Raw genomic sequence first — 19,802 nt, 5'->3', positions numbered from 1 at the left:
TCGGGGTGGTGATTGGCTAGGGATCGACCGGTTCGGGGGTGCCCGCGCGGGCCGCCTCGCGGGCGATGGTGCGTTCGTGGCGCGGGTTGAGGAACCAGTGCCGGGCCGACGCGAACCACCAGGTGGCCGCGAAGCCCAGGACGACCAGGACGGCGACGGGGGCGTAGTTGAAGGTCTCCCAGGTGACCGGAGAGACCTGCGGCAGCATGAACAGCACGGTGATCACGCCGACCCAGGCCACCGCCACCACCCCCACGAGCCCCGACCAGCGCCCGAGGTGCCACGGCCCCCGCTCGAACGCGTCGCCCTTGCGCACCCGCAGCAGCGTCGGGATGACGTAGGCGATGTAGAGGCCGATGACCGCGATCGACGTGACGGCCGCGTAGGCGGTGACATTGATCAGATACGGCAGCCCCAGCACGAGCGCGCCCAGCGCGGCCAGCCACACCGCCGCCACCGGCGTCCGCGTCCGCGGGCTCACCGTGTGCCAGACGTGCGAGAACGGCAGGGCGCCGTCGCGCGAGAACGCGTAGATCATGCGGCTGTTGGCCGTCACCGACGCCATCCCGCAGAACAGCTGCGCGCCGATCACCACGAGCAGCAGCAGCTTGCCGGCGGTCGCGCCCAGCGCGTCGAGCAGGATCTGCGCGGGCGGCGCGCCGGTCGGCGAGGTGAGCGCCCCCTCGTACGACCGGATGGCGAAGGTGAAGCCCAGCAGAAGGACGAAACCCGCGATCCACGACGTCCAGATGGAGCGGACGATGCCCTTCGGCCCGGCCGTGGACGCGTCGTGCGTCTCCTCCGTCATATGGGCGGAGGCGTCGTAGCCGGTGAAGGTGTACTGCGCCATCAGCAGGCCCAGCAGCACCACGTACACCCCGCTGCCCCAGCCGGTGTTGTTCACGAACTCGCCGAAGACGAAGGACGCCGACCGGTGCTCGTCGGGCACGAACGTCAGCGCGCCGACGATGACCGCGACCCCGAGGACGTGCCACCACACGCTGACGTTGTTCAGCAGCGCGACGATCCGCACCCCGAAGGTGTTCAGCAGGCCGTGCAGCACCAGGATCCCGGCGAACAGCAGGATCGTCCGGCCGGGCGTGACCTCGAACCCGAACTGGAGATTGAGGTAGGCGCCCAGGAAGGACGCCGCCCCGAAGTCGATGCCCGCGGTCACGGCCACCTGCCCCAGCACGTTGAACCAGCCGGTGAACCAGGCCCAGGCCGCCGCCGTCCGGGCCGGCGCCAGCCGGTGCGCCCAGAAGTACAGGCCCGCCGACGTCGGATACGCGGAGCAGATCTCGGCCATCGACAGGCCGACGAACAGGGTCATCAGGCCGACCGCGACCCATCCCCAGGTGATCACGGCCGGGCCGCCGGTGTTCATGCCGAACAGATACAGCGTCAGACAGCCCGACAGCACCGAGATGATGGTGAAGGACACCGCGTAGTTGGAGAACGCCGACATCCGGCGCGCGAGCACCTGTGTGTAGCCGAGCTGCGCGAGCCGCTCTTCGTCCGACGGACCGCTCGATCTGGCGTCATCTGTCATGCCCCCAGCAATTCCCCCGCCGGGCGCGTGACATGCGTCACAGGTTGGCCAAAAGAGGCCCCTCGCGGAAAACGCCGTGGCCCCCACCGGTTCGGTGGGGGCCACGGCGTTCAGTACGGCTCGGGAACGTCAGCCGTTGCGCTTCCAGCGCGGCTTGTCGTCACGGCGGCCGAAGGAGCCGGCGCTGCCACCGCGGTGGTCGTCACGACGGCCGTGCGGGCGCTCGTGGCCGCCGGAGCGGAAGCCCGGACGCTCGCCCTGACGGTCGCGGTTGAACGGACGGTCGCTGCCACGGTGACCGCCGCGCTCCTCACGGCGCTCGAAGGTACGACCGCCACGGTCGTCACGACGCTCGAAGGAACGGCCACCGCGGTCGTCCCGGCGCTCGTCACGGCGGAAGCCGCCACGGTCGTCACGACGCTCGAAGGAACGGCCACCGCGGTCGTCACGGTCACGGTTGAAACCGCCCCGGTCGTCACGACGCTCGAAGGAACGGCCACCGCGGTCGTCACGACGCTCGAAACCGCGCTCGCCACGGTCACGGTTGAAACCGCCCCGGTCGTCACGGCGCTCGAAGGTACGGCCGCCACGGTCGTCACGGCGCTCGAAGGTACGGCCACCGCGGTCGTCCCGGCGCTCGTCACGGCGGAAGCCGCCACGGTCGTCACGACGCTCGAAGGAACGGCCCCCACGGTCGTCACGGTCACGGTTGAAACCGCCACGGTCGTCACGACGCTCGAAGGAACGGCCACCGCGGTCGTCACGACGCTCACGGCGCTCGAACGGGCGCTCCTCGCGCTCCGTCCGCTCCGCGCGCTCGGCCCGGTCCACGTCCTGCGCCGCGGGCTGCTCCGGCACCGACACCTCGGCCACCACAGCGGCCTCGGCCTCCGCGGCCGCCGCGGCCACGACGGCCTCCGGGTCCTCGCCGCGCTCACGGGCGACCCGCGCCAGCAGCCGGTCCGACTCCTCGCGCAGCTCGGTGGCACGGCGCTGCGCCCGCTCCAGCTGCTTGGTGAGGTGGGCGACATCACGCTCGGCCTGCGTGGCGGCGTTGCCCGCCGACTCGGCCTGCACCTCGGTCATCGACCGCGCACCGGTGATCTCGGCGACCTCCGGGTCGAAGGCGCCGGCGCCCTGGATGATGTGGCGCGAGGCGTCGACGCCCGCGTCCTCCATCAGACGGAAGATCTGGCGGCGCTGGTGCGGAAGCGCCAGGGACACGACCGTGCCGGTACGGCCGGCCCGGGCGGTACGGCCCGCGCGGTGCAGGTAGTCCTTGTGGTCACCGGCCGGGTCCACGTTCAGCACCAGGTCGATGCCGTCGACGTGGATACCGCGCGCGGCGACGTCCGTGGCGACCAGGACGTTGACGTAACCGTCCTTGAAGTCCGCCAGCGTGCGGGTCCGCGCGCCCTGCGTCATGCCGCCGTGCAGCGCGTCGGCCTTCGCACCCGCCTCGCGCAGCTGCTCGGCGACCCGGTCCGCGCCCAGCTGGGTGCGGACGAAGATGATCGTGCGGCCCTTGCGGGAGGCGATCGCGGCCGTGACCGGCGCCTTGTCCTTGGGCTTCACGACGAGGATGTGGTGCGACATCGTCGTGACCGCGCCCTGGGCGGCGTCCACCTCGTGCGAGACGGGCGCGTTCAGGTACCGGTCGACGAGGGTCTGGATCTCGTTCTCCATCGTCGCGGAGAACAGCATCCGCTGACCGCCCGACGGGACCTGGTCCAGCAGCTCGGTGACCTCGGGCAGGAAGCCCAGGTCGGACATCTGGTCGGCCTCGTCGAGAACGGTGATCTGCACGTCCTCCAGGGAGCAGGCGCCGCGGTTGATGATGTCGCGCAGCCGGCCCGGCGTGGCGACCAGGATGTCGACGCCCTTCTCCAGGGCGTAGATCTGGTTCCCCATCGACGTACCGCCGCAGACGACCTTCATCCGCAGGCCCACGACGTCGCCGTACGGCTGCAGGGCGTCGGCCACCTGCATCGCCAGCTCACGCGTCGGGGTGAGGATGACCGCGCGGGGACGCTTGCGCTCGGTGCGGCCGCCCGCCAGCCGGGCCAGGGTCGGCAGACCGAAGGACAGCGTCTTGCCGGAGCCCGTGCGGCCACGGCCGAGGATGTCCTTGCCCGCCAGCGCGTCCGGGATGGTCGCGGCCTGGATCGGGAACGGGGTCGTCACGCCGTTCTGCGCGAGCTTGCGCACGACGCTCTCGGGCAGACCGAGGTCCGCGAAGGTCGGCTCAGGAGCCGCCTCGTCGGCCTCGGGGTTGTCGACCGCTTCGACCGTCTCGACGACGTTCTCGCTGTTCTCGACGACGTTCTCGGTGTTCTCGGTGTTCTCGACGTCGTTCTCGGTGTCCTCGGGCAGGACAGAGTGGTCGGCACTGAAAATGGACATGCGTATGCGAAACCTTCCGGAGTCTCATCGGCACGCGCCCGTCAACTCCGTGATTCGCATACGACCGCCTCAATGCGGTCCGCCACGGCAAGGGAGAGTACGCGCCACACGGCGCGCTCTGCTGTGGCGCCGGGCAAATGGGATCAAACGATCTACCACCATACGCACTCACCACCCCTGAACGCAAACCCGTCACGACATCGCAGGTCAGCCGCACCTCCGGCCCCACCCTCCGCGCACGCCGACGGGCGCACCCGTGGCCACACCGCCGGCGGCACCCCTACGCCGGTGTCCCCGCAGCGGGCGCCGGCTCCCGCTGCTCCAGCTGCGGGCCGGGCTCCGGATGCGCCGACGACGACGGCTCCGCCTCGGTCGGCACAGGAGAAGGCGGCGGTTCGGGCGACGCCGGCGGCGGCTCCGGCGACGGCTCCGTCCGCGTCGGTGTCGGTTCCGCCACAGTCGGCTCCGGCGCCCCCGGCACCGGCGGCCTCCCCGGCCGGGTCGGCGCCGGCGCAGGCGCGCTCGCACTCCCCGACGGTGACACCGAGGGCGAGGCCGACGCCCCCGCGGGACGTCTCCCGTCCGTGCCCCTCGGCCGCGGATCCTCCGCACCGCCGGCCGCGCCGCCGCCGCCACCGCCACCGCCGTACCCGGCCCCCGCGCCCGGCACCGCCGCAGCGCCCTCCGGCGCCCCGGCGCCCCGCTCCCCCGCCGAATGCGCGGGCCGCGCCCGCCTGCCGTCGTCGTCCCCGACACTCATGCATCCCGCGGCGGCGGCGACGGCCACCGCCGTGGCGGCCAGGCGTACAGGTACGGACAAGGGGCGCACGGGCGGCCACCTCCGAAGGCGCGGCGGGAAGTCATGCTGCCCAACTCCCGCCGCCCACAGGAGGACACGCCGGGCTCAGCCGTAACCCAGCGCGTGCAGCCGGGCGTCGTCGATCCCGAAATGGTGCGCGATCTCGTGCACCACCGTGATCTCCGTCTCCGCCACCACGTCCTCGCGCGACTCGCAGAACCGCAGCGTCGGCCCCCGGTAGATCGTGATCCGGTCCGGAAGCACCCCCGCGTACCACTCGCCGCGCTCCGTCAGCGGAGTCCCCTCGTACAGCCCGAGCAGCTCCGGATCGTCCGCCGGCGGCTCGTCCTCGACGAACACCGCCACGTTGTCCATCAACCGCGTCAGCTCCGGCGGGATCCGGTCCAGCGCCTGAGCGACCAGTTCCTCGAACTCCTCGCGCGTCATCTCCAGCACACCGCCATTGTCCGGTACATCACCCCCGTACGGGACGCATCCGAGCCCACCGATCGCACGGCATACCGCCCCGCAGACATGGGCATACGGCACCAATGGCCCGCGTCACCACCCCACGGCCCACCGACGGCCCGCCCCCGCTGCACGACCGACCCGGCCCCTGGACGCGCGCTCTCGGCCTCCTCACGGTCGTCCTCGCCGGCGCCTGGCTGGGCCTGCTCGTCGTCGGCGACGTCCGTATCCCCGTGGGCCCCATGGACACCACCATGACGCTGCGGCCCTCCCTCACCGGCGGCACCAAGATCAACGTCTCTCCCCTCGGCGCCCTCCGGCTCGACAGCCATGTCGCCCCCGTACGCCTCGACGTCAACGTCGACCAGCTCGACCCCGATCGCGCCCAGGCCCTCGTCGACCACCCCGAACGGCTCTCCGGGCTCCAGGACGAGGTGGCGCACGACGTCACCCACGGCACCCTCGACCTCGCCGTGCGCTCCTGCGTCGCCGTCGTCACCGGCGCCACCGCCCTCGGCCTCGCCGTCTACCGCCGCCCCCGCCGCGCCCTCGCCGCCGGCGGCCTCGCGCTCGCCCTGCTCGCGGCCTCCGGGGTCACCGCGTACGCCACCTGGAACCCCAAGTCCGTCCTCGAACCCCGCTTCTCCGGCCTGCTGACCTCGGCGCCGTCCCTCGTCGGCAACGCCCGCAGCATCGTCACCGAGTTCGACGTCTACCAGAAGGAGCTCGCCCGTCTCGTCACCAACGTCACCAAGCTCTACGACGCCACGTCCACGCTGCCCGTCTACGCCCCGGACCCCTCGACCATCCGTGTCCTGCACGTCTCCGACATCCATCTCAACCCCGCGAGCTGGAAGATCATCGCCTCGCTGGTGGACCAGTACGACGTCGACGTCATCGTCGACTCCGGCGACACCATGGACCACGGCACCGCCGCCGAGAACGGCTTCCTCGACCCGATCGAGGACCTCGGCGCCCCCTACGTCTGGGTCCGCGGCAACCACGACTCCGAAGTCACCCAGCGCCATCTGGAGGGCCTGCGCCAGGTGCACGTCCTCGACGACGGCCGGGCGGAGACCATCGCGGGGCTGCGCTTCGCGGGCATCGGCGACCCCCAGTTCACCCCCGACCGCTCCGGGAAGCCCGGCGCGGAGGCGTCGCAGGAACTCGCCGGCGCCCGGCTGGCCACCGCCCTGCGCGACCAGCGCACCGCGGGCACGCCCGTCGACGTGGCCGTCGTCCATGAACCGTCCGCGGCCCGCGAGACCGACGGCGAGGTCCCCCTCGTGCTGTCCGGGCACCTCCACCACCAGGAGATGGAGATCCTGAAGTACGGCACCCGCCTGCGCATCGAGGGCTCCACCGGCGGCAGCGGTCTGCGCGCGATCGAGGGCGAGCACCCCGACCCCATCGAGACCTCGATCCTCTACCTCGACCGCGACACCCGCCGGCTCCAGGCATGGGACGAGATCAGGCTGGGCGGTCTCGGTCTCACGACGGCCGAGGTCAGCCGCCACCTCCCGGAGGAGAACACCCCGGGCGCCGGAACGTCCTCGGGCCCCCCGTCCCCGGCCTCCCCGTAAACCGTTTTGGCGATACCTCCCGCCATCCCATATGCTTCTCACGTCCCCGAGGCGCTGCGAAGCGCCCAGGCGGGCCGATAGCCCTCATCGTCTAGCGGCCTAGGACGCCGCCCTTTCAAGGCGGTAGCACGGGTTCGAATCCCGTTGGGGGCACGTAGTACCGTGTGCGACACTTGAGCACGTCGCTCGCACACAAAGCAAGGTCCTGTGGAGCAGTTTGGAGTGCTCGCCACCCTGTCAAGGTGGAGGCCGCGGGTTCAAATCCCGTCAGGACCGCTGAGATCTTCTCGAAGATCTCGTGGCTGGGTAGCTCAGTTGGTACGAGCGATCGCCTGAAAAGCGATAGGTCGCCGGTTCGACCCCGGCCCCAGCCACAGTCAAGGCCCCGATCTCCGGATCGGGGCCTTCTGCGTGTCCGGCGGGCGCGAGGGCGCTACGTTGTGGCAGCCGAGGACCGGTGTGGGGGAACGGGGGCGTCATGGGGCGCAGTGGTGCCGGCGAAGTGGAGCGGCAGCGGGCCCGGTACGGGTTGCAGGCCGTGCTCGGGAGCAATCTCGCCATCGCCGTGGTCGCCGTGGTCGGGGTGTGGCAGCTCGACGGGGACAAGGCGGTGATCGTGGGGGTGCTGACGACCGCCTTCACCGCGATCAGCGGAGTGACCACGGCCTATCTGGGGATCAAGGCCGTGTCGAACACCGCGCAGAACATCGCCCTCGGCGGGGCGCCCCGCACGCCGGGCGCGGCCGACGCCGGACAGGCCGTTCCGCCTGCTCAGCGGGGCCCGGAGACGCCGGCCGGCTGAGGCGGGCGCGGCGGGGGCAAAAGCGTTCGCCACGGATTTGGCGGGGATGAGATCCTGGACCGCGTATGTCTACGCAGCCTGCCCCCGCCCTCGGCGCCCTCGCCGCCCGTCTGACCGAGCTGTCCCTGCGTGATGCGCACCGGCTCGGGCGGCGGCTGGAGGGTGCCCGCAAGATCCGTAAGCCGGAGGCCCGGGCCGCCGTCCTCGAGGAGATCGAGGCGGAGGTCTCCAAGGGCGAGGAACGGATGGGTGCGCGGCGCCTTCGGGTGCCCGCGGTCACCTATCCCGAGCAGCTTCCCGTCAGCCAGAAGAAGGACGCGATCGCGGCCGCGATCCGGGACCACCAGGTCGTGATCGTGGCCGGTGAGACAGGCTCCGGCAAGACGACGCAGATCCCGAAGATCTGCATGGAGCTCGGCCGTGGTGTGCGGGGCATGATCGGGCACACGCAGCCCCGGCGGATCGCGGCGCGCACGGTCGCCGAGCGGGTGGCCGAGGAGCTGCGGACCCCGCTCGGGGAGGCCGTGGGCTGGAAGGTGCGGTTCACCGACCAGGTGAACCCGGACGCGACGTTCGTGAAGCTGATGACGGACGGCATCCTGCTCGCGGAGATCCAGACGGACCGTGAGCTGCGCGCCTACGACACGATCATCATCGACGAGGCCCACGAGCGGTCCCTCAACATCGACTTCCTGCTGGGCTATCTGGCCCAGCTGCTGCCGAGGCGGCCGGACCTGAAGGTCGTCATCACCTCGGCGACGATCGACCCCGAGCGGTTCTCACGGCATTTCGGGGACGCGCCGATCATCGAGGTGAGCGGGCGTACGTACCCGGTGGAGGTGCGCTACCGGCCGTTGCTGGAGGAGGACTCCGAGGACGCCGACCGCGACCAGATCACGGCGATCACGGACGCGGTCGAGGAGCTGATGGGCGAGGGCCGGGGCGACATCCTGGTCTTCCTCTCCGGCGAGCGCGAGATCCGGGACACGGCGGACGCGCTCAACAGGAAGCAGTACCGGTTCACCGAGGTGCTTCCGCTGTACGCCCGGCTGTCGCACGCCGAGCAGCACCGGGTGTTCCAGCCGCACACGGGCCGCAGGATCGTTCTGGCGACGAACGTGGCGGAGACGTCGCTGACCGTGCCGGGCATCAAGTACGTGATCGACCCCGGCTTCGCGCGGATCTCCCGGTACAGCCATCGCACCAAGGTGCAGCGGCTGCCCATCGAGGCGGTCTCGCAGGCCAGCGCCAATCAGCGCAAGGGCCGCTGCGGCCGTACGAGCGACGGTGTGTGCATCCGGCTGTACTCGGAGGAGGACTTCCTCGCCCGGCCGGAGTTCACGGACGCGGAGATCCTCCGGACGAACCTGGCGTCGGTCATCCTGCAGATGACGGCGGCGGGCCTCGGCGACATCGAGAAGTTCCCCTTCATCGACCCGCCGGACCACCGCAACATCCGTGACGGTGTGCAGCTGCTCCAGGAGCTGGGCGCGCTGGACCCGGCGCAGAAGGACGTGCGCAAGCGGCTGACGGAGACGGGCCGCAAGCTGGCGCAGCTGCCGGTGGACCCGCGGCTGGCGCGGATGGTGCTGGAGGCCGACCGCAACGGCTGCGTCCGGGAGGTCATGGTCATAGCCGCGGCGCTGTCGATCCAGGATCCGCGGGAGCGGCCGGCCGAGAAGCAGGCCCAGGCCGACCAGCAGCACGCGCGGTTCAAGGACGAGACGAGCGACTTCCTCGCCTATCTGAACCTGTGGCGGTACGTCCGCGAGCAGCAGAAGGAGCGGGGTTCGAGTTCGTTCCGGCGCATGTGCAAGCAGGAGTACCTGAACTTCCTGCGCATCCGCGAGTGGCAGGACATCTACAGCCAGCTGCGCACGGTCGCGAAGCAGATGGGGATCCATCTGGCCGAGGAGGACGCTCCCGCCGACCGCATCCATGTCTCGCTGCTGGCCGGCCTTCTCTCCCACATCGGGATGAAGGACGTGAAGGACGGCAACAAGAACGAGTATCTGGGTGCCCGCAACGCCAAGTTCGCGGTCTTCCCGGGTTCGGCGCTGTTCCGGAAGCAGCCGCGTTTCGTGATGTCCGCCGAGCTCGTGGAGACCTCGCGGCTGTGGGCGCGGGTCAACGCGAAGATCGAGCCGGAGTGGGTCGAGCCGCTCGCCGGGCATCTCCTGAAGCGGACGTACAGCGAGCCGCACTGGGAGAAGGACCAGGCGGCGGTGATGGCGTACGAGAAGGTGACGCTGTACGGCGTCCCGATCGTCGTGCAGCGCAAGGTGAACTACGGCCGGATCGACCCCGAGGTCTCGCGGGAGCTGTTCATCCGCAACGCGCTGGTCGAGGGCGACTGGCGCACGCACCACAAGTTCTTCGCCGACAACCGCCGGCTCCTGAGCGAGGTCGCGGAGCTGGAGCACCGGGCGCGGCGCCGGGACATCGTCGTGGACGACGAGACGCTGTTCGACTTCTACGAGCAGCGGGTGCCCGAACACGTCGTGTCGGGGGCGCACTTCGACTCGTGGTGGAAGAGGAAGCGGCACGAGCAGCCGGACTTCCTGGACTTCGAGCGGGAGATGCTGATCCGTGAGTCGGCGGAGGCGGTCACCAAGGCCGACTATCCGGACTCGTGGCGGCAGGGACAGCTGACGTTCCGGGTGACCTACCAGTTCGAGCCGGGCGCGGACGCGGACGGTGTGACCGTGCACATCCCGCTCCAGGTGCTGAACCAGGTGACGGACGAGGGCTTCGACTGGCAGATCCCGGGTCTGCGGGAGGAGGTCGTCACGGAGCTGATCCGTTCGCTGCCGAAGCCGATCCGCCGCCACTACGTGCCCGCGCCGAACTTCGCCAAGCGCTTCCTCGCCACGGCGGTGCCCCTCCAGGAGCCGCTGACGGTGACGATGGCGCGTGAGCTGAAGCGGATGGTCGGGGTGCCGTTCGAGGCGGAGGACTTCGACTGGGCGAAGCTGCCGGACCATCTGCGGATCACGTTCCGGATCGTGGACGAGCGGCGGCGCAAGCTGGCCGAGGACAAGGATCTGGAGGTCCTGAGGCTGCGGCTGAAGCCGAAGGCACGCCAGGCGCTGTCACAGGCCGCGGCGGCGTCGGCGTCGCGCGAGGGCGGGGAGTCGCTGGAGCGCCGGGGGCTGACGGACTGGTCGATCGGCACGCTGACGCGGGTGTTCGAGACACGCCGGGCGGGGCAGCCGGTGAAGGCGTATCCGGCGCTGGTGGACGACGGGGACACGGTGTCGGTGCGGTTGTTCGACACGGAGGCGGAGCAGGCGGAGGCGATGTGGCGGGGCACCCGCCGGCTGATCCTGCGGAACATCCCGGTGAACCCGGCGAAGTTCGCGAGCGACCGTCTGTCGAACGCCCAGAAGCTGGCGCTGTCGGCGAATCCGCACGGTTCGGTGCAGGCGCTGTTCGACGACTGTGCGATGGCGGCGGCGGACAAGCTGATCGCCGACTTCGGCGGGCCGGTGTGGGACGAGGAGTCGTACCGGAAGCTGTTCGACAAGGTGCGGGCGGAGATCGTCGACACGACCGTGCGCGCGGTCGGGCAGGTGCAGCAGGTGCTGGCGGCCTGGCAGGCGTGCGAGCGGCGGCTGAAGGGCGTACGGAGTCCCGCGCTGCTGGCGAATCTGGCGGACGTACGGGCGCAGCTGGACAAGCTGGTGCGGCCGGGCTTCGTGACGGAGGCGGGGATCGCGCGGCTGCCGCATCTGATGCGGTACCTGGTGGCGGCGGACCGGCGGTTGCAGCAGATGCCGACGGGGGTCCAGCGGGACACGACCCGCATGGAGAAGGTCCACGACATGCAGGACGAGTACGCGTGGCTGCTGGAGCAGCTGCCGAAGGGCCGTCCGGTGCCGGCGTCCGTGCGGGAGATCCGCTGGATGATCGAGGAGCTCCGGGTGAGCTATTTCGCGCACGCGCTGGGCACGGCGTACGCGGTGTCGGACAAGCGGATCGTGAAGGCGATCGACGCGGCCGCGCCGTAGCCGGGCGGGCACTGAGGGTGAGTTCGACCAGGAGGCTCACCCTCCTGTAGTGTCCTTCTCGCAGCGCAACGCGGAAACGCAGAGCGAGGCGAAACCTGGTCCTGTGGAGCAGTTTGGAGTGCTCGCCACCCTGTCAAGGTGGAGGCCGCGGGTTCAAATCCCGTCAGGACCGCATGAAGGCCGAGGCCCCGTATCCGTCACCCGGACACGGGGCCTCGGTCGTGTCCGGGAGGGCCCGCCCCGCGAGGGGGCGGGCCTTCTCCGTGTCCGGGTGCGTCGCCGGTGCGCGGGCCCGGCGGGCCCCGGGGTCTTCGGCGGCCCGTGACGCGCCTCACCCCGTCCGGGGGCTCCGACCCCGCCCGGGGGGCCGTTCGCCCCGCCGGCGACCCTCCAGAGCCTCCTCCGCGGCCTTGACGGCGTCACATCCGCTCGGTACCCCGGAAAGGGCAGGGTCGTGGGTGCGGTGGGCGCTGGAGGGGTCGTATGGCGGCATCCGTCAGGCACGAGACGCGGGCTTTGCTGCGGGCGCATCTGGCGGCCGCGTCGTCGTACCGGCATCTGACACGTCATTGCCCGGTGTGCCATCAGCTGCTGCGGCTGGCCATGGACGGGGCGCCGCGGGGTACCGGGACACCCGAGGACGCTCCGAAGGAGCGGGAGGAGACGGAGGACGTGGAGTGCGGGGAGGGCGGGGAAGCGCACCCCCCGGTCCCGTGACGTCCGCCGGCCTCAACCGCCTTGCCCGGAGGGGCCGCTGGAACGCGCGCTTCCACTAGCGCAGATGTGCCGGAGGCAACAAGTACCCTGTCATGTGACGGGAGTCACCGGACGAGTTTCCGGAACAGTGGCTCTTACCCCACCCCTACAAGTGGTCAATTTAATATGTGCAATTGCACCGGTGTTCAGAGGTCGCACCGAGACCGTTCACAGCCCCCTCCCGCCCCGCCGCCGGACCCTGGGTCCGGGCACAAAAAAATCGCGCTGGACCCGGCGGAGTCCAGCGCGATCTACGACACACCCTGTTTCGTGCCTGCGAAGCTCTGAGTGGCTTGGGCGTGGGTCCTGTTGGGGCAGGTCCCGCGTCGTGTGGAGCTAGTGGTGCCGGGCATCTCGACCGGATTGGGGGTCCGACCGGTTTGCCCGGTTATGAAGTTGTTCAGGCCTCGCTGCGCTGCTGCGGAATACCCGCAAGCAGAGCGCGGACCTCAGCCTCGCGATAGCGGCGGTGCCCGCCGAGCGTGCGGATCGACGTGAGCTTGCCGGCCTTCGCCCACCGCGTGACCGTCTTGGGGTCGACGCGGAACATCGTGGCGACCTCAGCCGGGGTCAGCAGCGGCTCGGCATCAGGGGTGCGAGCGGTCATGAGCGGCCTCCTCGGGAGAACCGAACCTTCTCGGTTCTTTCCTCTAAATTCTGCACCTTGACCCGCGTTGCCCGAAATGGCGGACGCGGGTCGAGTCGGTTATAGGACGAACGGCTTGTCCTCGGCACTACAACTACACCATCTGTCCAGCCGCGTCGGCCAAACCGATGGAATTGCCCTCCCAGGTGTTCATCAGCGACGGAAGCCGATGGACCATGCCATAGCGGACAGTCACGCCACTGTGACGATCAGTCACAGGGCGATCAGGAGGCACCAGACCCCCCAAAGCGTGTAATGCTGAGACAGAGCCCTCCCCGGGCTCCTTGTCCTATTTTGGCACGAGGAAGGGCAAGGGGCGCAAGGGTCATGTACGTGCTGTCTGTCACGCTTGGGCTAAACGCCCGGATCGGGACCTACGTCCCGTCAACTTCTGGAAGTGCGGTAGACCGTACGCGGTCCACCGCCTTCAAGTCCGTGACGCAGGTCACTCCCCGGGTCCCGCTTCTGTCGCGGCGTCAGTTCGCGGACCGCAGGTCCCGCACCGCGCGCCAGCGCTCCACCAGCCGCCCGTACGCCTCCCCCGCCGCGACCCCGTCGCCCCGGCGCAGCGCGTCGATCCCCTCGGCCACGTCCGCCGCCGAACGGTCGCCCTCCAGGTCGCCGGCCGGCAGGGCGTGCACCAGCCCGCCGTAGTCCAGCTCGACGAGCGAGCGCGGGTGGAACTCCTCCAGCCAGCGGCCGACGTCCACCAGCCCGTCGATCAGCGGGCCCTCGTCGACGGCCTCCCGCAGGGCGCGCAGGCCCCGCGCGACCCGCCGGCGGGCCTGCACCATCGGGGTGCGGTAGCGCAGCAGGGGCACCTCGTCGCCGGAGCCCTTGGTGTACTCGCGCTCCTCGTCGGCCACGAGCACGAACCAGTTCAGCGGCACCTGCCAGGTGGCCGTGCGGATCCAGGGGCGGGCGTCGGGGTTGCGGGCCAGCCAGCGCTCGTAGTCCTGCGCGGCCTGGTCACGCACGAGGGGCGGCAGCACGGCGTCCAGGACCGCGGCCGGCAGTTCCTCGCCCAGGTCCCCCAGAGCCTGCCAGCCGCGCAGCCGGGTGCGCCACGGGCAGACGTGGACGACGCCGTCGGCCTCCAGCACGAACGCGTCGCCGCTCTCGTGCACCGGGACCGCGACGGGCGGTGTGGGCAGCAAGTCGGCCAGCGAGCGACGCAGTTCGTCCTGGTACGTCGGGCGGTCGGGGCGACGGGCGTAGCGCGTCCAGTGGGCGCGTTCGGGTTCGGGGAAGGCGGCCAGCGGCTCGTACACACGCAAGTAGGCCGCGTACGGGACGATCACCGAGGACACCTTGGGCACGCCTGCTCCCTCCCCCGCCGCCAGCCGGGGAAAACTGCGGAACCCGCCGACAAAGGGACGGGAAAACTATCCGAATCGTCGCACGGGCGTACTCCGTGTGTAGGTGATCCTGAGCTCGGCGAGGTGCGGGGCGTGGACACGCTCTACTCTTCAGCCCAACGGGGCCCCGCCACCCGCACGGGACCCTGTTCCCAACCGCCGCTACTTACCCAGGAGTCACCACAGTGACCGACGTAACCGACGGCGTCCTGCACACCCTGTTCCAGTCGGACCAGGGGGGTCATGAGCAAGTCGTGCTCTGCCAGGACCGTGCCAGCGGCCTCAAGGCCGTCATCGCCATCCACTCCACCGCCCTCGGCCCCGCGCTGGGCGGCACGCGCTTCTACCCCTACGCCAGCGAGGAGGAGGCCGTCGCCGACGCGCTGAACCTCGCGCGGGGGATGTCGTACAAGAACGCCATGGCCGGGCTGGACCACGGCGGCGGCAAGGCCGTGATCATCGGCGATCCTGAGCGGATCAAGACCGAGGAGCTGCTGCTGGCCTACGGCCGGTTCGTGGCCTCGCTCGGCGGCCGGTACGTCACCGCCTGCGACGTCGGCACCTATGTCGCGGACATGGACGTCGTGGCCCGCGAGTGCGCCTGGACGACCGGCCGCTCCCCCGAGAACGGCGGCGCCGGCGACTCCTCGGTGCTGACCGCGTTCGGCGTCTACCAGGGCATGCGCGCCTCCGCCCAGCACCTGTGGGGCGACCCGTCCCTGCGGGGCAGGCGGATCGGCATCGCCGGCGTCGGCAAGGTCGGCCACCACCTGGTCGAGCACCTGGTCGCGGAGGGCGCCGAGGTGTTCGTGACGGACGTGCGCGAGGACGCGGTGCGCCGGATCACCGAGCGGCACGAGGGCGTCACGGCCGTCGCCGACACCGAGGCGCTGATCCGCATCGAGGGGCTGGACGTCTACGCCCCCTGCGCGCTGGGCGGCGCCCTGAACGACGACTCGGTGCCGGTGCTGACCGCGAAGGTGGTCTGCGGCGCGGCCAACAACCAGCTCGCCCACCCGGGTGTGGAGAAGGACCTCGCCGACCGCGGGATCCTGTACGCGCCCGACTACGTGGTGAACGCGGGCGGTGTCATCCAGGTCGCCGACGAGCTGCACGGGTTCGACTTCGACCGGTGCAAGGCGAAGGCGTCGAAGATCTTCGACACCACGCTGGCCATATTCGCACGCGCGAAGGCTGATGGGATCCCGCCGGCCGCCGCGGCCGACCGGATCGCCGAGCAGCGCATGCACGAAGCGGCCGCCGCCCGCGGATTCTGACGTTCCGCGGAGCGTGGGCCAAAGGTTCACGCGGTACCCGCCGGGGGTCGGTTAGAGAGAACTCTCACTTCAACCGGCGGGTCGTCCGTCAGTAAGTGGTTAAAATCGGCACTGACCAGCGAGGACAGGGCGCCTCGAAGGTCCTGTGCACACGCGCGTGCTGCGGGCGACGTACCGTATGGGCGCGAGCTCAGGTACCGTGGAAGCCCTACGGACGGGCCTCTCCGCGGAGAGTCCGTTCCGGATCATGAACGCGTGTCAGACTCTGGGGTTGTCAAGCCCCGTCACCGAGGGGGTCGAGCCATGGGGCGCGGCCGGGCCAAGGCCAAGCAGACAAAGGTCGCCCGCCAGCTGAAGTACAACAGCGGTGGGACTGACCTGTCACGTCTGGCCAGTGAACTGGGCGCATCGAATCCTTCGAGCCAGCCGCCGAACGGCGAGCCGCTCGAGGACGATGAGCACGACGACGACGATCTCTACTCCCGGTACGCCGACCTCTATGAGGACGACGACGAGGACGACGAGGACGAGGACTCCTCACAACACCGTCGCGGCGCTTGACCTCGCACTGAGCACCTACCCGGTCGGTTGACTTCGGTCACCGACCGGGTTCTGTGCTGCCAGCAGGTCGAAGCCGGCCGGAGCCGGCCCGACCCGGGCGGTCGCCTCAGTTCGCGTAGTCACCGATCATGGTGGCACCGGTGGTGTGCTCACCGCGGTCCGTGATCTCGCCCGCGACCCATGCGTCGACCCCGCGGTCGGCCAGCGTCGTCAGGGCCACGTCCACCGACTCCTGCGGGACGACGGCGATCATGCCGACGCCCATGTTGAGGGTCTTCTCCAGCTCCAGGCGCTCGACGTCGCCGGTCCTGCCGACGAGGTCGAAGATCGCGCCCGGGGTCCAGGTGGTGCGGTCCACGGTCGCGTGCAGCGTGTCCGGGATCACCCGGGCCAGGTTGGCCGCGAGACCGCCGCCGGTGACATGGCTGAAGGCGTGGACCTCGGTGGTGCGGGTGAGGGCCAGACAGTCCAGCGAGTAGATCTTGGTGGGCTCCAGCAGCTCCTCTCCGAGGGTGCGGCCGAGCTCCTCGATCCGGGAGTCCAGGGCGAGGCCCGCCTGCTTCAGCAGGACGTGCCGGACCAGGGAGTACCCGTTGGAGTGAAGGCCGGAGGACGCCATGGCGATCACGGCGTCACCCGTGCGGATGCGATCCGGGCCCAGCAGCCGGTCGGCCTCCACGACACCGGTGCCGGCGCCCGCGACGTCGAAGTCGTCCGGGCCCAGCAGGCCCGGGTGCTCGGCCGTCTCGCCGCCCACCAGGGCGCAGCCGGCCAGCACACAGCCCTCGGCGATGCCCTTGACGATCGCGGCGACCCGCTCGGGGTGGACCTTGCCGACGCAGATGTAGTCGGTCATGAACAGCGGCTCGGCGCCGCACACCACGATGTCGTCCATGACCATCGCGACCAGGTCGTGGCCGATGGTGTCGTAGACACCCATCTGACGCGCGATGTCGACCTTGGTGCCGACGCCGTCGGTGGCGGAGGCGAGCAGCGGACGCTCGTAGCGCTTGAGGGCGGAGGCGTCGAAGAGGCCGGCGAAACCGCCGAGGCCGCCGAGGACCTCGGGGCGCTGCGTCTTCCTGACCCACTCCTTCATCAGCTCGACCGCGCGGTCGCCCGCCTCGATGTCGACTCCGGCCGCCGCGTAGGAAGCACCAGTAGTTGTCTCAGACATTGCCTGGGATCTTTCGGGTTGAGAGATACGGGGCTTACGGGCGGCGGATCGCGTCGGCCGCGGCCGTGGCGGCCGGGCCGGCGGCCAGCTCGGTCTCCAGCAGCTGCTTGCCGAGCAGCTCCGGGTCGGGCAGCTCCATCGGGTACTCGCCGTCGAAGCAGGCGCGGCACAGGTTCGGCTTGGCGATGGTGGTCGCCTCGATCATGCCGTCGATGGAGATGTACGCCAGGGAGTCGGCGCCCAGCGAGGTGCCGATCTCGTCGATGGTCATGCCGTTGGCGATGAGCTCGGCGCGGGTGGCGAAGTCGATGCCGAAGAAGCAGGGCCACTTCACGGGCGGGGAGGAGATCCTGATGTGGACCTCGGCGGCGCCCGCCTCGCGCAGCATGCGGACCAGGGCCCGCTGGGTGTTGCCGCGCACGATGGAGTCGTCGACGACGACCAGGCGCTTGCCCTTGATGACTTCCTTCAGCGGGTTCAGCTTCAGACGGATGCCGAGCTGGCGGATCGTCTGGGAGGGCTGGATGAAGGTGCGGCCCACATAGGCGTTCTTCACCAGGCCCGCGCCGAAGGGGATGCCGCTGGCCTCGGCGTAGCCGATGGCGGCCGGGGTGCCGGACTCCGGGGTCGCTATGACCAGGTCGGCCTCGACGGGTGCTTCGGCGGCGAGCTTGCGGCCCATCTCCACGCGGGAGAGGTACACGTTGCGGCCGGCGATGTCGGTGTCGGGGCGGGCCAGGTACACGTACTCGAAGACACAGCCCTTGGGCTTCGCTTCCGCGAAGCGGGAGGTGCGCAGGCCGTTCTCGTCGATCGCGATGAACTCGCCCGGCTCTATCTCGCGCACATAGCTGGCGCCGCAGATGTCCAGAGCGGCGGACTCGGAGGCGACGACCCAGCCGCGCTCCAGCCGGCCGAGGACCAGCGGGCGGATGCCCTGCGGGTCACGGCCTGCGTAGAGGGTGTGCTCGTCCATGAAGACGAGCGAGAACGCGCCCCGGACCTTCGGCAGGACCTGGTGGGCTGCCTGCTCGATGGTGAGCGGCTTGCCGTCCTCGTCGACCTGGGCCGCGAGGAGCGCGGTCAGCAGGTCGGTGTCGTTGGTGGCAGCCACGCGGGTGGAGCGGCTGTTGTTGTCGTTCGGCAGGGCGGCGACCATCTCGGCCAGCTGGGCCGTGTTGACGAGGTTGCCGTTGTGGCCGAGCGCGATCGAACCGTGCGCGGTGGCGCGGAACGTCGGCTGGGCGTTCTCCCACACGGAGGCGCCGGTGGTCGAGTAGCGGGCGTGTCCGACCGCGATATGACCCTGGAGCGAACCGAGAGAGGTCTCGTCGAAGACCTGGGACACGAGGCCCATGTCCTTGAAGACGAGGATCTGGGAGCCGTTGCTGACCGCGATTCCCGCGGATTCCTGGCCCCGATGCTGGAGGGCGTAGAGCCCGAAGTACGTGAGCTTTGCGACCTCTTCACCCGGAGCCCAGACACCGAAGACGCCACACGCGTCCTGGGGGCCTTTCTCGCCGGGGAGCAGATCGTGATTGAGTCGACCGTCACCACGTGGCACGGCTCCGAGTGTAGGCGAGATCGACCACTGGTCCGAATTGGGGATACCCGCCGGTAATGGATCACCGTGCGGCGACGGCGGTCACCTTCTCGCCGTTTTCGCTGGTCAGAGTGAGGGTACGGTGATCGATCCGGTAGTCGACGGTGCCGTCGAGAATGCGCTGGAGGGCCTGTTCGGTCTTCATGAGTGAGCCTTCGCACACCATTCGGGTGGTGGCGAACGTGCCCAGCGTGATACGGCCGTCGCGTACGGTCGCGTCGGCGTTCACCCTGTTGCAGCCGAGACTTCCCGAGAGGGTCTCCTCGGAGGTGTCGAAGGTGAGGCGGGCACGGCCGTCGGAGGCCGGGTCGGTGACCGTCCAGGTGGTGCCGGACAGCGGGGCGGGCTTCTCCTCGGTGAGGCGGACACGGTCGCCGTCGGCGGTGGTCAGGGTGAGCCGGCCGTCCTTCACCCGGGCGGTGAGGCTGCCGTCGGTGAGGGTGTCGGCGAGGGTCTGCTCGAAACCGGCCGGAACGCCCGTGCAGGCCATCTCGGTGGCGCCGAGCTGCCGGAAGACGACGTGGTCGCCGTCGAGGTCGGTGTCGGAGCTGAAGCCGTTGCAGCCGAGGTTGCCGTCGGCGGTGCCGTCCGCGGCGATGTGCAGACGGGCGGTGTCGGGGGCCCGGCTGGTGGTGCCGTCGACGGTGACGTCCGTGACGGCCCAGTGCACACCGGTGAGGGCCGGCCCGGCCCCCACGGCGTCACCACCGGACGTGTCGGTGCCGCAGGCGGCGACGAGCGGGATGAGAGTGAGGGCCGCGAGGGTCAGTCGCTGCTTGTCCATGCCGGTGGGACGGGAGGGACCCG

At 70.3% G+C, this 19,802-nt stretch carries 14 protein-coding genes and 4 tRNA genes; 10 read left to right on the top strand and 8 right to left on the bottom strand.

Annotated features, from left to right (window positions below):
* Positions 1-16: 16 nt before the first annotated feature.
* The 3 genes from ACIQGV_RS31455 to ACIQGV_RS31445 form a co-directional block, all read right to left on the bottom strand.
* Positions 17-1,552 (bottom strand): amino acid permease, encoded by a 1,536-nt coding sequence (locus tag ACIQGV_RS31455; RefSeq protein ID WP_402500450.1) that lies wholly within the window; start codon positions 1,550-1,552, stop codon positions 17-19.
* A 129-nt stretch (positions 1,553-1,681) separates the two neighbouring features.
* Positions 1,682-3,955, bottom strand: a complete 2,274-nt coding sequence (locus tag ACIQGV_RS31450) for a DEAD/DEAH box helicase (RefSeq protein WP_402500448.1) — start codon at positions 3,953-3,955, stop codon at positions 1,682-1,684.
* 904 nt (positions 3,956-4,859) lie between these two features.
* Positions 4,860-5,210: a metallopeptidase family protein gene (locus tag ACIQGV_RS31445; protein ID WP_402500446.1), complete on the bottom strand. Its 351-nt coding sequence runs from the start codon at positions 5,208-5,210 to the stop codon at positions 4,860-4,862.
* Between the two features lie 95 nt (positions 5,211-5,305).
* Between ACIQGV_RS31445 and ACIQGV_RS31440 the strand changes: the two genes are divergently transcribed.
* The 8 genes from ACIQGV_RS31440 (at position 5,306) to ACIQGV_RS31405 (ending at position 12,334) form a co-directional block, all read left to right on the top strand.
* A complete protein-coding gene (locus ACIQGV_RS31440) occupies positions 5,306-6,805 on the top strand; it encodes a metallophosphoesterase (protein WP_402500444.1) in 1,500 nt (499 codons plus the stop codon).
* 80 nt (positions 6,806-6,885) lie between these two features.
* Positions 6,886-6,958: transfer RNA gene (locus tag ACIQGV_RS31435), tRNA-Glu, on the top strand.
* A gap of 48 nt (positions 6,959-7,006) precedes the next feature.
* Positions 7,007-7,081, top strand: a tRNA-Asp gene (locus tag ACIQGV_RS31430).
* A 24-nt stretch (positions 7,082-7,105) separates the two neighbouring features.
* Positions 7,106-7,179, top strand: a tRNA-Phe gene (locus ACIQGV_RS31425).
* A gap of 104 nt (positions 7,180-7,283) precedes the next feature.
* Positions 7,284-7,607 (top strand): hypothetical protein, encoded by a 324-nt coding sequence (locus tag ACIQGV_RS31420; protein WP_402500442.1) that lies wholly within the window; start codon positions 7,284-7,286, stop codon positions 7,605-7,607.
* Between the two features lie 65 nt (positions 7,608-7,672).
* The gene (gene hrpA, locus ACIQGV_RS31415) at positions 7,673-11,617 is read left to right on the top strand and encodes an ATP-dependent RNA helicase HrpA (protein ID WP_402500440.1); all 3,945 of its coding nucleotides are present in this window, start codon (positions 7,673-7,675) and stop codon (positions 11,615-11,617) included.
* A 97-nt stretch (positions 11,618-11,714) separates the two neighbouring features.
* Positions 11,715-11,789: transfer RNA gene (locus ACIQGV_RS31410), tRNA-Asp, on the top strand.
* 311 nt (positions 11,790-12,100) lie between these two features.
* Positions 12,101-12,334, top strand: coding sequence for a DUF6274 family protein (locus tag ACIQGV_RS31405; protein WP_402500438.1), 234 nt, complete (start codon positions 12,101-12,103; stop codon positions 12,332-12,334).
* A gap of 439 nt (positions 12,335-12,773) precedes the next feature.
* Here the strand turns inward: ACIQGV_RS31405 and bldC are convergent, their stop codons facing one another.
* Both bldC and ACIQGV_RS31395 read right to left on the bottom strand, forming a co-directional pair.
* The gene (gene bldC / locus ACIQGV_RS31400; protein ID WP_003949541.1) at positions 12,774-12,980 is read right to left on the bottom strand and encodes a developmental transcriptional regulator BldC; all 207 of its coding nucleotides are present in this window, start codon (positions 12,978-12,980) and stop codon (positions 12,774-12,776) included.
* A 515-nt stretch (positions 12,981-13,495) separates the two neighbouring features.
* Positions 13,496-14,338 carry a hypothetical protein gene (locus ACIQGV_RS31395; RefSeq protein WP_402500436.1) on the bottom strand — a complete coding sequence of 281 codons (843 nt, stop codon included), beginning with the start codon at positions 14,336-14,338 and terminating at the stop codon, positions 13,496-13,498.
* Between the two features lie 224 nt (positions 14,339-14,562).
* Between ACIQGV_RS31395 and ACIQGV_RS31390 the strand changes: the two genes are divergently transcribed.
* Positions 14,563-15,654 carry a Leu/Phe/Val dehydrogenase gene (locus ACIQGV_RS31390; RefSeq protein WP_402500434.1) on the top strand — a complete coding sequence of 364 codons (1,092 nt, stop codon included), beginning with the start codon at positions 14,563-14,565 and terminating at the stop codon, positions 15,652-15,654.
* A 303-nt stretch (positions 15,655-15,957) separates the two neighbouring features.
* Positions 15,958-16,215 (top strand): DUF3073 domain-containing protein, encoded by a 258-nt coding sequence (locus ACIQGV_RS31385; RefSeq protein ID WP_402500433.1) that lies wholly within the window; start codon positions 15,958-15,960, stop codon positions 16,213-16,215.
* Positions 16,216-16,321: 106 nt separating this feature from the next.
* On the opposite strand, the gene purM is transcribed toward ACIQGV_RS31385, so the two are convergent.
* From purM to ACIQGV_RS31370, 3 genes are all read right to left on the bottom strand, one after another.
* On the bottom strand, positions 16,322-17,392 hold the full coding sequence (gene purM / locus ACIQGV_RS31380; RefSeq protein WP_402500431.1) for a phosphoribosylformylglycinamidine cyclo-ligase: 1,071 nt from the start codon (positions 17,390-17,392) through the stop codon (positions 16,322-16,324).
* 34 nt (positions 17,393-17,426) lie between these two features.
* Positions 17,427-18,956 (bottom strand): amidophosphoribosyltransferase, encoded by a 1,530-nt coding sequence (gene purF / locus ACIQGV_RS31375; RefSeq protein WP_402500428.1) that lies wholly within the window; start codon positions 18,954-18,956, stop codon positions 17,427-17,429.
* Between the two features lie 61 nt (positions 18,957-19,017).
* On the bottom strand, positions 19,018-19,779 hold the full coding sequence (locus ACIQGV_RS31370) for an META domain-containing protein (protein WP_402500426.1): 762 nt from the start codon (positions 19,777-19,779) through the stop codon (positions 19,018-19,020).
* Positions 19,780-19,802 lie beyond the last annotated feature (23 nt).

It is taken from the genome of Streptomyces sp. NPDC093094 (assembly GCF_044754345.1).
In the GTDB taxonomy this organism is placed as follows: domain Bacteria; phylum Actinomycetota; class Actinomycetes; order Streptomycetales; family Streptomycetaceae; genus Streptomyces.
Note: the sequence above shows the minus strand (reverse complement) of the source record. Positions and strands in the feature narration are given on the sequence as shown.